This window comes from Burkholderia sp. WP9 (genome assembly GCF_900104795.1).
In the GTDB taxonomy this organism is placed as follows: domain Bacteria; phylum Pseudomonadota; class Gammaproteobacteria; order Burkholderiales; family Burkholderiaceae; genus Paraburkholderia.
In genome coordinates this window covers 2,413,481-2,427,226 of the sequence record NZ_FNTG01000002.1, presented here as the reverse complement: position 1 = coordinate 2,427,226, position 13,746 = coordinate 2,413,481, and the positions used below count along the sequence as shown (strand labels likewise).

Annotated in this window: 11 protein-coding genes; 1 reads left to right on the top strand and 10 read right to left on the bottom strand. The window is 61.9% G+C overall.

The window, feature by feature from the left end; translation table 11 throughout:
- Positions 1-70: 70 nt before the first annotated feature.
- The 7 genes from BLW71_RS31995 to BLW71_RS31965 all read right to left on the bottom strand — a co-directional run bounded on the left by BLW71_RS31995 (position 71) and on the right by BLW71_RS31965 (position 7,493).
- Entirely contained in the window at positions 71-784 is a 714-nt protein-coding gene (locus BLW71_RS31995) for an ABC transporter ATP-binding protein (protein WP_091806776.1), read from the bottom strand.
- Entirely contained in the window at positions 781-1,590 is an 810-nt protein-coding gene (locus BLW71_RS31990; RefSeq protein ID WP_091806773.1) for an ABC transporter ATP-binding protein, read from the bottom strand. The genes BLW71_RS31995 and BLW71_RS31990 overlap by 4 nt, the downstream gene beginning before the upstream one ends.
- On the bottom strand, positions 1,587-3,527 hold the full coding sequence (locus BLW71_RS31985) for an ABC transporter permease (RefSeq protein ID WP_091809117.1): 1,941 nt from the start codon (positions 3,525-3,527) through the stop codon (positions 1,587-1,589). Before BLW71_RS31985 ends, BLW71_RS31990 begins: the two co-directional genes overlap by 4 nt.
- Positions 3,528-3,668: 141 nt before the next feature.
- Entirely contained in the window at positions 3,669-4,253 is a 585-nt protein-coding gene (locus BLW71_RS31980; RefSeq protein WP_091806770.1) for an amino acid synthesis family protein, read from the bottom strand.
- Positions 4,254-4,313: 60 nt separating this feature from the next.
- On the bottom strand, positions 4,314-4,904 hold the full coding sequence (locus tag BLW71_RS31975; protein WP_091806766.1) for an amino acid synthesis family protein: 591 nt from the start codon (positions 4,902-4,904) through the stop codon (positions 4,314-4,316).
- Positions 4,880-5,818, bottom strand: coding sequence for a UPF0280 family protein (locus BLW71_RS31970; protein WP_091806763.1), 939 nt, complete (start codon positions 5,816-5,818; stop codon positions 4,880-4,882). The genes BLW71_RS31975 and BLW71_RS31970 overlap by 25 nt, the downstream gene beginning before the upstream one ends.
- Before the next feature lie 67 nt (positions 5,819-5,885).
- Positions 5,886-7,493, bottom strand: coding sequence for a 6-hydroxynicotinate reductase (locus tag BLW71_RS31965; RefSeq protein ID WP_091806759.1), 1,608 nt, complete (start codon positions 7,491-7,493; stop codon positions 5,886-5,888).
- A gap of 373 nt (positions 7,494-7,866) precedes the next feature.
- On the opposite strand from BLW71_RS31965, the gene BLW71_RS31960 reads away from it, so the two are divergent.
- Complete coding sequence (locus BLW71_RS31960) at positions 7,867-8,595, top strand: TetR/AcrR family transcriptional regulator (protein WP_091809115.1); 729 nt, start codon at positions 7,867-7,869, stop codon at positions 8,593-8,595.
- Between the two features lie 21 nt (positions 8,596-8,616).
- On the opposite strand, the gene wecB is transcribed toward BLW71_RS31960, so the two are convergent.
- From wecB to BLW71_RS31945, 3 genes are all read right to left on the bottom strand, one after another.
- Entirely contained in the window at positions 8,617-9,720 is a 1,104-nt protein-coding gene (wecB, locus tag BLW71_RS31955) for a non-hydrolyzing UDP-N-acetylglucosamine 2-epimerase (protein ID WP_091806755.1), read from the bottom strand.
- A 67-nt stretch (positions 9,721-9,787) separates the two neighbouring features.
- Positions 9,788-10,864: a class I SAM-dependent methyltransferase gene (locus BLW71_RS31950; protein ID WP_286162168.1), complete on the bottom strand. Its 1,077-nt coding sequence runs from the start codon at positions 10,862-10,864 to the stop codon at positions 9,788-9,790.
- 177 nt (positions 10,865-11,041) lie between these two features.
- Positions 11,042-13,735, bottom strand: a complete 2,694-nt coding sequence (locus BLW71_RS31945) for a glycosyltransferase (protein WP_286162167.1) — start codon at positions 13,733-13,735, stop codon at positions 11,042-11,044.
- Between the last annotated feature and the right edge of the window lie 11 nt (positions 13,736-13,746).

The following is a 13,746-nucleotide window of genomic DNA, read 5'->3' as shown; positions in this document are numbered from 1 at the left end:
TTCTCCTTTCGCAACGACTGTTGGGCGCCCGCGAAGTGCGACCGCGAGTGATTCGCACGCGCCGATGGAATCACACGCTCAGATAAGCGCGCCTCACTGTTTCGTTCTGTGCGAGTTCGCCGATCGTGCCGCTAAAGCGGATCTGCCCTTTTTCGAGCACGTACGCACGGTCGCTGACGAGCTCGGCGAAGTGCAGGTTCTGTTCGGACAACAGGATCGACAGCCCTTCGCGCTTGAGTTCGAGAATCATGTTCGCCATCTGTTCGACGATCACCGGTGCCACGCCTTCGGACGGTTCGTCGAGCAGCACCAGATACGGATTGCCCATCAGGGTGCGCGACACGGTGAGCATCTGCTGCTCGCCGCCGCTCATCTGGCCGCCCGGACGTTGCGGCATTTCGCCGAGATTGGGAAAGAGGCGGAACAGTTTTTCCGGCGTCCATTGCGGTGCGCCTTCGCGCGGCGGCTGACGGCCGGTGTCGAGGTTCTCCATCACGGTCAGATCCGCGAACACGCGACGATCCTCGGGCACGAAGCCCATGCCCATGCGCGCGATCTTGTACGGCGGCAACGCCGTGATGTTCTGGCCGCGAAAACTGACTTCGCCGTGACGGCGCGGCAGCAGGCCCATCACGGCTTTCATCGTGGTCGATTTGCCCGCGCCGTTGCGGCCCATCAGCGCCACGACTTCGCCGCGGCCGACTTCGAGGCCGACGTCGAACAGAATATGTGCGCGGCCATAGAACGCGTTGAGGCCGGAGACTTTCAGCATCGGCTCGCTCATTGCAATGCTCCCTGGCCTTGATGGCCGCCGGCTGCGTCGTGCAGCGGTGCGTGCGGCTGGAAGGTCTTGCCAGTGCCGAAATAGACTTCCTGCACGCGCGGGTCGTTGCGGATCGTCTCGGCGTCGCCTTCGGCAATCAGCTTGCCGCGCGCGAGCACGATCATGCGATCGGCGTAGGCGAATACGACGTCCATGCTGTGCTCGGTGAACAGCACGCCGATCTGGTGTTCGGTGACCAGACGTTTGGTCAGCGCCATCAGCTCGTTGCGCTCCTTCGGCGCCATGCCGGCGGTGGGTTCATCCATTAGCAGCAGCTTGGGGCGATTGGCCAGCGCAATCGCGAGTTCCACACGCTTCACATCGCCATAAGCGAGCACGCCGCACGCGCGGTTCGCGTCCGCGGCCATGCCGACCTGGTCGAGCAGCGCGAGGGCTTCGTCGGCGTAGCGCGAACGGGCGGGCTTCCATAGCCCGAAGGTCTGGCGTTCGCGCGAGACCAGCGCCATCTGCACATTCTCGATCACCGTCATGGAGTTGAAGGTCGCGGCAATCTGAAACGTACGCCCCACGCCCAGCCGCCAGATGTCGCGCGGACGCATGCCGACCAGTTCATGACCGTCGAGACGAATCGACCCGGACGAAGGCGTCAACTGCCCGTTGACCATATTGAAACAGGTGGACTTGCCCGCACCGTTCGGCCCGAGCAGTGCCAGCAATTGACCCGCTTCGAGATCGAAGGAAACATTGTCGACCGCCTTGAGGCCGCCGAACGATTTGGAGAGACCGCTGACGCGCAGCAAGCTCATAGCCCCTCCTTGATCGCCGCGCGCTGAGCAGGCGGGACGGTGCTTTTCTCAGCCGGGTCGGCGGTATCGTCGCCGAAACGCTCACAAATGAAGCCCACGATCCCCTGCGGAAACGCGATCACCAACAGCAGGATCGCGAAGCCCAGCAGCGCCTGCCAATAGTCGGTTTGCCGCGCGACGGTGTCCTGCAGCCACGTGAACACGGCCGCGCCCACAATCGGCCCGGTGAGTGTCTGCAAGCCGCCGAGAAGCACCATCACGAGGCCGTCCACCGAACGGCTCACGCTGATCACTTCCGGCGAAATCGTGCCCTTCGAGAAGGCATAGAGCGATCCGGCGAGTCCGCAGAACAGCGACGCGATCACGAACGCGGCCCATTGCACGCGTTTCACGTCGATGCCGATCGCCTCGGCGCGCAGCACGGAGTCACGCGAGGCCCGCATGGCGTAACCCAGCGGCGAGAACAACATCTTGCGCAACAGCCACACGCCGACCACGGCGCAGGCGAGCGTCACGTAGTAAAAGGCCACCGGCGACGACAACCAGTTCGACGGCCACAAACCGAGAATGCCGTTGCTGCCGCCCGTCACGTCGTCCCACTGGAACACCACCGACCAGACGATCTGCGCGAACGCGAGCGTCAGCATCGCGAGATAGACGCCGGAGAGGCGCACGCAGAACCAGCCGAACACCAGCGCGCCGGCCACCGCCAATAGCGGGCCGAGCAGCAACGCGGCTTCCATCGGCAAATTCAACACTTTGAGGAATAGCGCGGCGCCGTATGCGCCCAGTCCGAAGTAGGCGGCGTGGCCGAACGAATGCATGCCGCCCGGTCCCATGATGAAATGCAGACTGGTCGCGAACAGCACGGCGATCAGGATCTCGACCAGCAATACGGGCATGTACGGAAATGCGTTGGCCGCGAGCGGCGCAAGCACGAGAACCAGCAACGCGATGGCGGCCAGCCATTTGAGCCGTTTGCCCGCCGGACGCAAAGGCGTTTCCGGCGCCGCCATGCCACGAACCGCGGCGCTCGCGCGGCCGAGCAGACCCCACGGACGCACCACCAGCACGACCGCCATCACGACGAATTCAGCCACCAGCGTGAAGCGGCTCAACGACAGACCGACGCCGAAGATCGTCACGTGGCCGATACCGATGCACAGCGCCTTGATCTCCGCGATGATCAGCGCGGCAATGAACGCCCCCGGAATCGAACCCATGCCGCCGACCACCACCACCACGAACGCGTTGCCGATCGTCTCCAGATCCAGTGACAGATTCGCCGACATGCGCGGCCCTTGCAGCGCACCGCCCAACCCGGCGAGAAACGCGCCGACGAAAAACACACCGGTAAACAGCCACGCCTGATTGATGCCGAGCGCGCCAAGCATCTCGCGATCCTGCGTGGCGGCGCGCACCAGCGTGCCCCAGCGCGTGCGTGTCAACGCGTACCAGAGCAGCAGCAACACCACGGGACCGATCACGATCAAGGCAATGTCGTAGGTAGGCAGCGGATGGCCGAGGAAATCGACCGCGCCCGCCAGATGCGGCGCACGTGGGCCGAACAGATCTTCCGGGCCCCACAGCCACAGCGCGGCATCGCGAAAGATCAGCACCAGCGCGAACGTGGCGAGCAGATGAAACAGCTCGGGCGCCTGGTAGATACGGCGCAGAACGATCATCTCAACCAGCGCGCCCAGCACCGCGACCACCAGCGCCGCAGCCAGCACCGACAGCCAGAAGCCGCCCGCCGTGTGCCCGAAACGGCTCGCGATGCTATACGCGACATAGATGCCGAACATATAGAACGAGCCGTGCGCGAAGTTAACGATACGTGTCACGCCGAAGATCAGCGACAAACCGGCGGCGACGAGAAACAGCGTCGACGCGTCGGCGAGTCCGTTGACCAGCTGTACCAGCAAATTCGAAAACATCGCGACCCTCGGCAGCTTGCTGAACGGCGAGTGCGCGGCCTCGCGCATTCGATACGATCAGCAGATCGTTGCAGCGCGTGCGGCACCATGCACGCACGCGTCAACGGCAGGACAGTAACAGCGAAATAAACGGATGCAAACTCAGCGCAGACCGTCTTCGCCTTTGATCTCGCTCACCTGCAACCCGCCGATGCGCGGCAGCGGCCGGCCTGACGCCGTTACCGCGACAGCGACGACAATTTCGTTCGCACGCGGCGCGTCCGACACGCGCGCTTCGATCGCATCGAAATGACTGCGCACGAAGGCGGCGTCTTTGTGGCCGAGCGGCACGTCGATCGCGGTGCCGAGCGTGCCCATCTTCTTTGCCGACGGCACCAGTGCCGCGCCTTTCTCCACCGCCGCGCGCAGCGGCGCGCCGAGCTTCGGATGCAGAATCGCGGCGGCATGCTCCAGTTCACCCGCCTCGCCGACGATAGCAGCCTTGCCATAGCTTTGCGCGTCGCCCGGCGCGATGCCGAGCGCTTCGACACACTTGTTGCCGAGCAACGCGCCCAACTCCTCGCCCGCTTCGATCAGCGCGTCGAGTTTGGCTTCGTAGCGGCCGGCATAAGGGTTATCGATCACCGCAATTGCAACGGCTCGACGCGCCGGCGGCTCGACGGCCTGGCCCATTTCAATGCGTGTTTCATCCACTTGCACGACCAGCTTGCGAAGCTTGATTGCCATTTCGCTCTCCGAGTTCCGATGCCTGCTCTGCGTTATTTTCCGTGCGCCAGCGAGGCGCGCTCAGCGCAAACCGTCCTTGCCCACGATCGCCTCTTTCGCGAGGCCGCCCACCCGCGCGTGCACGCGCTGCCCCGTGCTCATCACGAGGATATACACCAGCTCGTCCGCTGCGGGCGCGCCGGGCACGCGCACTTCGATCGCGTCGAAATGGCTGCGCACGTAGCTTGCATTGACATGCGTGAGCGGCACGTCGAGCGCGGTGGACGGCGCGCCGACCTTCTTGGTCGACGGCACGATGGCGTTGGTCGGCACGCCGTTCTTCTCCAGCAACTCACGCATCGCATAGCCTCCCGGCACATGCCACAACGCGCCGTGCTCCAGTTCGCCACGCGAGCCGACAATCGCGCCCTTGCCGTAACTTTCAATCGACGCATGCGGCACCGCCATCGCCGCCAGCAACCGTTGCGCCATATCGAAGCCGATCGGCTTGAGCGCTTCCATTGCGTGCTCGATTTTCGCTTCGTAGCGCCCGGCGAACGGGTTCGTCATCACCGCGGCGATCGCACCGCGTCTGAGCGGCTGCGCGGGCGCGGGGACGAACTCGTGGAAGATGTCTTCGACGTGCGTCAGCACGCGGCGTATTTCGAACACGGAGCCTCCGTTTTTATCTGTGCGCGCTGCGTGAGCAACCCGCCTGTGTCCTGAATGCCAACCACGCGCACCCGCCCTTGCAGGAATAGCGCGGCGCCTTCAATCAAGCCTTGTGCGAGCAAGTGCTGGGCGGCTTCGACGCCACGCGCCAGCGCGAAATCGATCAGCGGCTGCGGTAAGGACGGCACGTCGACTGTGACGAGCATGTCGCCGAGGTCGCTGTCGTCCTTCAACGACGAAGCCGGACGCCGCAAGATCCCCGCGTGATCCAGATCGACGGCATTGGCGATCATCGTCGCGGCGGCGTCCGCGGCGGCGGCGTTGCGCGCGAGCACGGTGACGCTGTCGGCAATGCCGAGGCTGAAGCTGCGGCCGCGCCAGCCGCTCGTCGCAATGCCGCGTACCGGCAGGTTCGCGTCGAGCGTCAGGTTGGCGTCGAGCGTCTGATCGCGTGACAGCCGCACGGGCGAGAACGATGCGAGGTCGGCGAACACGCCGACGCGGTATTGCTGTCCCTCGGTCAGATAAAGCGCAATGTCGCCGCCATTGTTGATGAATGCGCGCGAGATGTCTTCGCGCGCAAACGCCGTGATCAATTCATCGGCGACGCTGCCCGCCACCGCCGCCATCGGCGTGATGTAGCGCGCCCGGTGAGGATGACAGGCCGACCACATGCGACGGGCAACCGCGCCTTGCAACGCTGTGCCGTTCAACGTCGAGTCGGCCGGCACAGGCTGCCGAAGCCGCGGCAACTCGCCCACCAGCTCCGGCAACACGTCGACAAAACGCGCCCAGCACGCCTCATACGCGGCCTGCACCGCCGAAGGCGTGCCTTCCGCGCTGAGGATCAGATCGATCGGCCCATGCTGCCAGTGCCAGCGGGTCGCATCGAGTCGGGTGCGGGTTGGGTTCATCGTGTCCGTTACGTGCGTTGCGTCTTTTAGGTGCGTTGGGTTGTTTAGATCGGCGCGGGCGGCACCGTTAGCCGAGCATCGGCGGCATGGCGGGCGGCCACGGATTGTCAGGATTGCGCGCGAGGGTTCGGCGCGCGAGCGGCGCGCCTTCCGTATGCTCCGGCCCGTTGGCCAATATGCTCTCTAGTGAGCGCACCGCTTCGAGATGACCACCGAGATCGCGATACGCGTCATAGGTCATGGTGAATTCGATCGGCGCGACAATGGCGGGTGTCGGCACCGTGCCGAACGAACGGTCGGGCATGCGCGAGACATCCACCATCACCGTGATGCCGCCGCCCGGCCACACGTAAGCCGGTGCGCCGCCGCAGGTCACGTTGACCAGTTTCTGTTTGATCGCGCGCGTGAGCAGCACCGGGTTTTCCGTGGCACCCGCCCGCAGGCTGCCGCCCGCGCCGCCGAGAAACAGCACGGTGGCCAGCGACGGCTCGCAGTTCTCGCCGATCCGTTCGACCGTGCGGCGCACCGCCTCCGGCATCGCCGCGATGCGCGGCACGAGATCCTGATCGAGTTCGTACCACTGCGCGTGCTCGCCGGTGGTCGATACCATTAGCAAGCGCATACCCGGCCTGGCGACGGCAGGGTCGAAGCCTTCGACAATCGCGAGCGGGTCCTGAATGTCGGTGCCGCCCCAACCCGTGCCGGGATTGGCCACCTGAAAATAACGGCCCGGCGTCGACTTGCGTCCGCGAATCTTCAGACCTGAGCGCGTCATGCCGAGACAGCGACCCGCCTGATGCTCGGTCAGCACGCCGGTAATGTGATCGTCGACGACCACCACTTCGTCGGCATGACCGAACCATTGCTTCGCGAAGATGCCGATCGTGGCCGACCCGCAGCCCACGCGCATGCGCTGCTCCTCGACACCGTCGACAATCGGCGCAGCGCCCGCGCGAATCACCAGACTCGCGCCGCCGTCGATGCTCAGTTCCACCGCCTCCTTGTTGCCGAGCGCGAGCATCATGTCGCACGTCACGCGGCCTTCTTTCTTGCTGCCGCCGGTAAGATGATGCACGCCGCCGAGGCTCAGCATCTGCGAACCGTATTCGGCCGTCGTCACATGGCCGACGATCTCGCCCTGGCAACGCACGTTCGACTGCTCCGGCCCGAGGAAGCGGTCGGTGTCGATCTTCACCTTGAAGCTGCAATAGCTGAAAATGCCTTCGGTGACGACCGTGATCATGTCGACGTCGTCGAGTTTCGAAGCGACGATAAAGGGCGCCGGCTTGTAGTCGGGATACGTGGAGGATGCGCCGACGCCGGTCACGAACAACGCCTGTTCGGCCGCGGGGTCCCGCACTTCGGAAGCCGCACCAAATTCGATCGTGGCGTTCGCACTGCCTGCGCCCGCTTCGGCTGTTAAAGGCGCGCGCGACAGGAACACCACCGGATCGACACGAATGAGCCTGCCGTCGGCGTTCGCATAACGGTCGCATGCGCCGGTGCGTCCTGCTGATATTTGACACAGCACCGGGCACGCGTTGCATTCAATCTTGTTCGACGCCATCCGCTCGCTGCGCGGCGCCGCCTTCTCGAGCACGGTCGGACCCGGCGTCGAGGCGGTTTCACCGTCGACGCTCTCCGCTCCGAAATCGACCTTCGTATGTTCTGTCATGGTGGGGTTCCCATACGACGACATTACAATCGGTCCCGCTCCGGCTCACGAATAGTCCTTGTTTGAAGGCACTTTCGCGTGATCCGCTCATTTCCATGTTGCGGTCACTCACCGTTCGTGTAGTATCCGCTACACCAAACTCGTTAGAAATCTACTCGATCAATTTAGTCTGCGCAACGTATTTACTGGCATGCGCGTGATTGGTGCAACGCCACATCACCGTGTGAATGACGCTTCAATCTACGCCGAAGTGAATGATCGCGCAGCGCATCCCGCAACCGTCCATGCGGGCTGTATGATGAAGGCGCGCCCCTGCCTGGCCGGCTGCGGCGCGTGCCATTCAACCTACGCTAACAAGAGATCCGAGACCGCCATGAGTCCCACCGCCGCCCGCAAACCGGGCGCTACCGGCATCCGTGCGAAACAGGCGCAGGACACTCGCGCCAAGATTCTGAAAGCGGCCATCAAGGTCTTTGCCAAGCAGGGCTATGCGAGTGGCCGCGTGGAGAGTATTTCGAAGGCGGCACGCTCGCACGACCGCATGATTTATTACTACTTCGGCAGCAAGGAGCAGTTGTTCGTCGAGGTTCTGGAAACGATCTACACGCAGTTCAACGAGGCGGAAAGCAAGCTCGATCTCGATCTGGCCAACCCGGTGCATGGGCTCGAACAGATGGTCGAGTTCGTCTGGCAGTACTACCTCGATCATCCCGAGTTCGTCACGCTGCTCTCCAGCGAAAATCTGCATCAAGGCAAGCACGCGAAGAAATCCCTGAAGCTGAAGGAGATTTCCGGCTATGCAATTTCGGTGGTGCAGAAGTTATTGGACGCGGGTCAGGCGCAGCAGGTGTTCCGTGCCGATGTCAAAGCGCGCGATGTGTATTTGATGATCGCCTCGCTCGGGTATTTTTATAACGCCAATCAGTACACGTTGGGCGCGTTTCTGGGTGAGCCGCTCATGGAGAAGGCGGCGCTCGAGCATTGGTGCGAGGTGATCAAGGACACGGTGCTGCGCGCGGTGCGGTTGAGTTTGCCGGTGCCGCCGGATTCGGTGGCGCTCGCGGTCGCGGTGAACGAGGCAAGCCAGAATAGCGAGGCATAACCGCTCCGCCGCAAGACGGCGCTACACCTCAAAGTGATCTCTCAATACGCTTACGATTCGTCCGCACGCGTGGCCGTCACCATAAGGCGACACGCCTCGCGCCATACGCTTGTATTCGGCCGGGTCGTCGAGCAGCCGTTGCGTGTTCGAGACAATGTCGGCGTATTCGGTGCCCACGAGTTTGACGACCTCGTGCGCGACCGCCTCCGGGCGCTCTGTCTCGCGCCGCAGCACGAGCACCGGTTTGCCGAGCGCGGGCGCCTCCTCCTGCACGCCACCGGAGTCGGTCAGGATCAGATAGGCCCGCTTCATCGCCGCAACGAACGGTAGGTAATCCAGGGGTTCGCACAGCGTGATCCGTGGATGGTTGTCGAGATGGGCGTACGCCGTTTCACGCACGTTCGGATTGGGGTGAACCGGATAGAGCACATGAACGTTAGGATTGTTATCGGCGATCGATTTGATTGCTCGAAGAATGTTCTGAAACGCCTCGCCAAAATTCTCGCGACGGTGCGAGGTCACTAGAATCAGCCGGCTATCGCCCTTGAAAGGCGTTGCACCATCGCAGCGCGCGGCCACGTCCAGCAACGCGTCGATGACCGTGTTGCCGGTGACGAACACGCTCGCTGCATCGATGCCTTCTGTGAGGAGATTCTGTTTCGCGGTCTCCGTCGGTGCGAAATGCCAGCGCGCAAGCCGGCTTGCGACCACACGATTCATTTCTTCCGGAAACGGATTCGACAGATCACCGGTTCTCAGTCCGGCTTCGACATGCCCGACCGGCACGCGCCGGTAAAAGGATGCGAGCGCTGCCGTCAGAACAGTGGTCGTATCGCCCTGCGCGAGCAGCACGTCGGGCTGTTCGGCGGCAAGCACCTCATCGAGGCGAACCATGAGCCGTGAAGTCAGCATGGGTAGCGACTGATTGGGTTGCATGATATCGAGGTCGATATCGGCTTCGATCTCGAACAGACGCAACACCTGATCGAGCATGCCGCGATGCTGCGCCGTTGCCAGGACGCGGCAGTCCGCCCACTCTTCGCGCTGCAACCGCTTGACGAGCGGCGCCATTTTCACAGCTTCGGGACGCGTTCCGATAGTGACGATGATCTTACGTTTTTTCACGGCGTTTTCCGGTATGGGGACTTGATAAAGGATGGGGAGTCGCAGTCGATGGTGTGTTTTTGCACGGTCAGGCTCTACCGACCAACCGGCGGATCGCGCTTCTGAGCCGCCAGGTCTTCGAGCGCAGCATCGTGTTCAATTGCCTTTCGACTGCGTCCGCATGCGCTCGGACTTCGGTCAGCAACGCGGCGCAATGTTCGCCGTCAATCTTGTATTTTTCGATGCACGCATGCAGCGAAGCAATCTCCGCAGACAGAGCGCGGCGTTCCTGGCTCGCTTCGCCCATTGTCTGGTCGCGTTCGGTGATTGCTCGTGTTAGTTCGCGGACTGTCTGCTCCCGCTCGCTGAGCGCTTGCTTCAATTCGTCGAGTGCTTGATCCCGTTCGGAGAGCGTCTCTTGCAAGCGCTTCTGCTTCATCTTCTCCGCATCGAGTTCTGCGCATACTTGCTGCAGCTTGTTTTCTGTCGATTCGAGACGCGCGGTCGTCGCAGCACGCTCGCTATGAGTTTGAGCAAGCTGTGCCGCGAACTGCTCCCTCTCTAAGGCATGCATCTGTGCAATGCCTTCACTGCGCTTTCGCGCAAACGCCTCGTAAGTATCGTCGCCAACAAAGAAATTGCGCAGATCGGGCCGAGTGCCTCCGAGCGCCGAGAGCCGCGCGTAGACGAGCAATATCTGCTTCCCGTTCCAGTAGTTGATATTGATTTTCGACGTGTCGACGACGCGGCAGGCCACCGCGGCGAAACCGGGCACCGGACAGACGGGAATGTTGGCCAGGTCGAACGTGAAGAAATGCTCGGGGATCCGGTCATATTCCTGAAACGGCAGAAGCAGAACCAGAAAACGCCTGGTGTGCTCCGCAAGCCGTGCGACAACATCGAACGGGCGGTCGAAATGCTCAAGCGTATTCGACGAAAAAATGACGTCGTAGTCGTCTAGCTCGTCGAGAGACTGCGCTTTGAAACACCGATGGGGAAAGGAGGCCCGGGCCTTCTCGATCGCCACTTCCGAAATATCGACTCCGGTGATCGAGTTCACGCCAAGCCATTTGCTCAGTTCATCTACGCCCTGCCCCTCCGCACAACCCCAGTCGCAAATCTTCCATTGCTCGCGCAACATCAGGTCCTTGAACCAGTCCGGCATCAGCGTAGCCGCAATCGTCGCGAAAAATCGCGTTTGGCCATGTCCGCCGGCAGAGACCCAGTCCGTCGAAAAACGATGGTCCCAGTATTGCTTTGAGTTGATGTCTGTCATTACAAGGCCTGTTGGTCTGCTCATTCGTTTGAATGCGCGGACGTTCGCGATAGGGAGCAAAGATGCCTAGTCGACAGTCAGTGTGCTTTCGATGACTTCGCGCCAGCGCTTTTCCCATTCCTGCTTGGCAAACGCGGCCGAGGACTCGAGTCCGTGCGCCGCGAGTTTCGCGAGCCTCATTCGATCGTCGGCCAGTTCTTCGATAGCGGCCGCAAGCTCGATATAGTCCGCACGGATCAGCTTGCCGTTGTACCCGTCGACGATCAGGTTCGGCAGTCCGCCGACGTTGGTCGCTATGACCGCGTTATTGGTCGCCAGCGCCTCGATACAGGATAGGGAGGTTCCTTCCGAATACATGGTCGGCACCAGCACGATATGGCTGTCGACATAGGCTTTGTACATGTCCTCCATGTCGTATTCGATCCACGTCACCCTGTGCGGATGACGCGCCATGAACGCTTTCACCGCTTGCGCATCGTGGTCGATCGCCTGACCGCACAGGACCAGGCGGATATCCGGGCGCCGCGAAAACAAAAGATCGAACGCGTTGATGGTCAGATAGAGACCGCGCGCTTCATAAAGCCGGCGCGGCAGCAGAACGCATAACTCCTCTGTCTCGAAGTTCTTCGGATGGCTCCTGAAAGACTCGAGATCGACGTAGTTCGGGACGTACGTGAGTGTATTGGCGAGCGCCCAGTCATAGGTTCGCACCCAGTTGATAAAATTCGTATCGACACACACGCATTGGTCGCTGTTGCGCAGCGCGCGGAACAACGGTTCATAGCGTGCCCGGTCAAATGTGGCGAGGTTATTGGAGGCTCCGTCCCAATGAATGCCGTGGTTGATCGAGATAACGCGCTTGTTTTTCCCGAGCGACGCGGCAAGTTCAGTCGGTGACGCGATAATGAGATCGACATCCGCGCAGAATTGGGCGTATTTGCCAGACATCGCGTCGAAATCCAAGTTGTCGGCGGCATTGATCCCGACTACCTTGACGCCTCGAAAATCGCGCTCGAACGGCTCGCGGGCGTTCTGCAGCAGACGAACCTCGCAGCCCATGCCATGCAGCACGACTGCGAGGTCGTAGACGTAGCGTTCCGCCCCGCCCTTATAGACGGTTTCGCCGTTCCAGTCGTAGAAGTTGACGTTGATGATGTCCACCTTCACCGTGCGCCGCGCGCAAGCGGCCGTCAGCCTCGTCACGTTCCCGGCGTTGACCTGTCTGAGCAACGGCGCGTGAAGCACCGGCCAGGCGTGCGCGTTCGCAACCTCTGCGGACGCCTCCGTGTACGCGGAGGACCACTGGCCGCTCGCTACTGCGTCGACGAAGTCGATTCCCGAGGCGACGATAATGGCGTGTTCGTATTCCCTGATGGTCCGGGTCGGCGTGCCGATCACCGGTTTCCCGGCGGCCAGATACTCGAACAGCTTCAGCGGCGAAACGGGGTCGGTTTTCTCGCTCACAACGAACGGCACAATACCGACATCGATCCAGGCGAGATAGTGCTTCAGTTCGGCATACGGTTTCGGGCCGAGGTGAATGAAATTGTCGAACGTCTTCAGACGCGCCATGCGCTCCTGAACCTCGACGCTGTATTGCGGCTCGAAAGCGACGACAGGACCGACGAACAGCATCACCACCCCGTCGAGTCGCACGATTTCGTCGAGCAAATCAAAATCGAGCAACTCGGAAATTGCACCGTGGTAGCCGACAACCTTCCGGTTCGCCACCATCTCGTACAGCTTCGCCGGCACGTCGCATCGCTCGCGCTCGCCGCGAACGAAGTCTTCCGGATAAACGCCGTTTTCCAGCAGCAGCGCATTCGCGACCTTCGCGCGGTTCGCCTCGTACAGCCGATTCGACGAGAACAGGCACACATTCGCGATCTGCAGCAAGACCTCATGGTCGCAACGCATGACGTCGGAATAGTTCGCGAAAATGGTCAGGTCATCGAGAACATCGTAAATCGTCAATGCGGCACGGCAGATTTCGGCCACGTACTTGAAACCCGGCCAGTGAAGATAGAGCGTGACCGGCTCGTCCTGAAAATAGCCGAGGAAATCCTCGACCATGTTGGACACGTACAGGTTGTTTGACTTGGGCTGGATCACGGGATAAAGACCGCCGTACTCCAGCATCACGCAAAGATAGCCCGCCTTTGCGAACTCGGCCATGAGGTGGTCGGGACGCTGCTTGAGCGAAAGATCGTAGGCAACCGGGCACAGCACCACACCTTGGCGGTCCGGATGCGCCGTAAGCAGGCGGCTGATCTGGTGCCTTCTTTGTTTCGAGGGTTCCTTCGCGTAGTTCCCAAAGTATGTCGCCTGGGCGCGTGTATGGACTTCGTAGTCTCCGCCGGCTACGGGCAGGACGTCATGCATGGGTACAACGGCAACCGCCGGCGTCTGCGCCTTGCCGCGCGCCGCCAGCGCATAAACCGCGCTCGCAATCCGTCGCATTGGCGCGGTCAACTTCCACGAACTGCTTTCGAAAATTTCGCCAAGGGAGCCCTGCACACGCTCGCGCTCGCGAACCTCGCGCACAAGCTCGCTCGACACGTCGTTCAGCGAGCGCTTGAGACTATGGATTTCCGACAGCGCGTCCGACAACCGCTTCGCCAGTGTGTACCGGTCTCTGCGCGCGAGACGCTGCTCCTCTGCAATCTGCTCGTGTTGCGTGATGAGAGCATCCGCGTCGGAGATCGAAGTGCTCCGCTTCGTGACCGATGCGAGGGTGTGTCTCCGCGTTACGTTTGGCATTGCTTCTTGTC

Excerpts from the sequence above, each read along its gene's own strand:
- BLW71_RS31995 (WP_091806776.1), bottom strand. The coding sequence starts at position 784 with ATGAGCGAGCCGATGCTGAAAGTCTCCGGCCTCAACGCGTTCTATGGC.
- BLW71_RS31990 (WP_091806773.1), bottom strand. The coding sequence starts at position 1,590 with ATGAGCTTGCTGCGCGTCAGCGGTCTCTCCAAATCGTTCGGCGGCCTC.
- BLW71_RS31985 (WP_091809117.1), bottom strand. The coding sequence starts at position 3,527 with ATGTTTTCGAATTTGCTGGTACAGCTGGTCAACGGACTCGCCGACGCG.
- BLW71_RS31980 (WP_091806770.1), bottom strand. The coding sequence starts at position 4,253 with ATGGCAATCAAGCTTCGCAAGCTGGTCGTGCAAGTGGATGAAACACGC.
- BLW71_RS31970 (WP_091806763.1), bottom strand. The coding sequence starts at position 5,818 with ATGAACCCAACCCGCACCCGACTCGATGCGACCCGCTGGCACTGGCAG.
- BLW71_RS31965 (WP_091806759.1), bottom strand. The coding sequence starts at position 7,493 with ATGACAGAACATACGAAGGTCGATTTCGGAGCGGAGAGCGTCGACGGT.
- BLW71_RS31960 (WP_091809115.1), top strand. The coding sequence starts at position 7,867 with ATGAGTCCCACCGCCGCCCGCAAACCGGGCGCTACCGGCATCCGTGCG.
- BLW71_RS31950 (WP_286162168.1), bottom strand. The coding sequence starts at position 10,864 with ATGCCGGACTGGTTCAAGGACCTGATGTTGCGCGAGCAATGGAAGATT.
- BLW71_RS31945 (WP_286162167.1), bottom strand. The coding sequence starts at position 13,735 with ATGCCAAACGTAACGCGGAGACACACCCTCGCATCGGTCACGAAGCGG.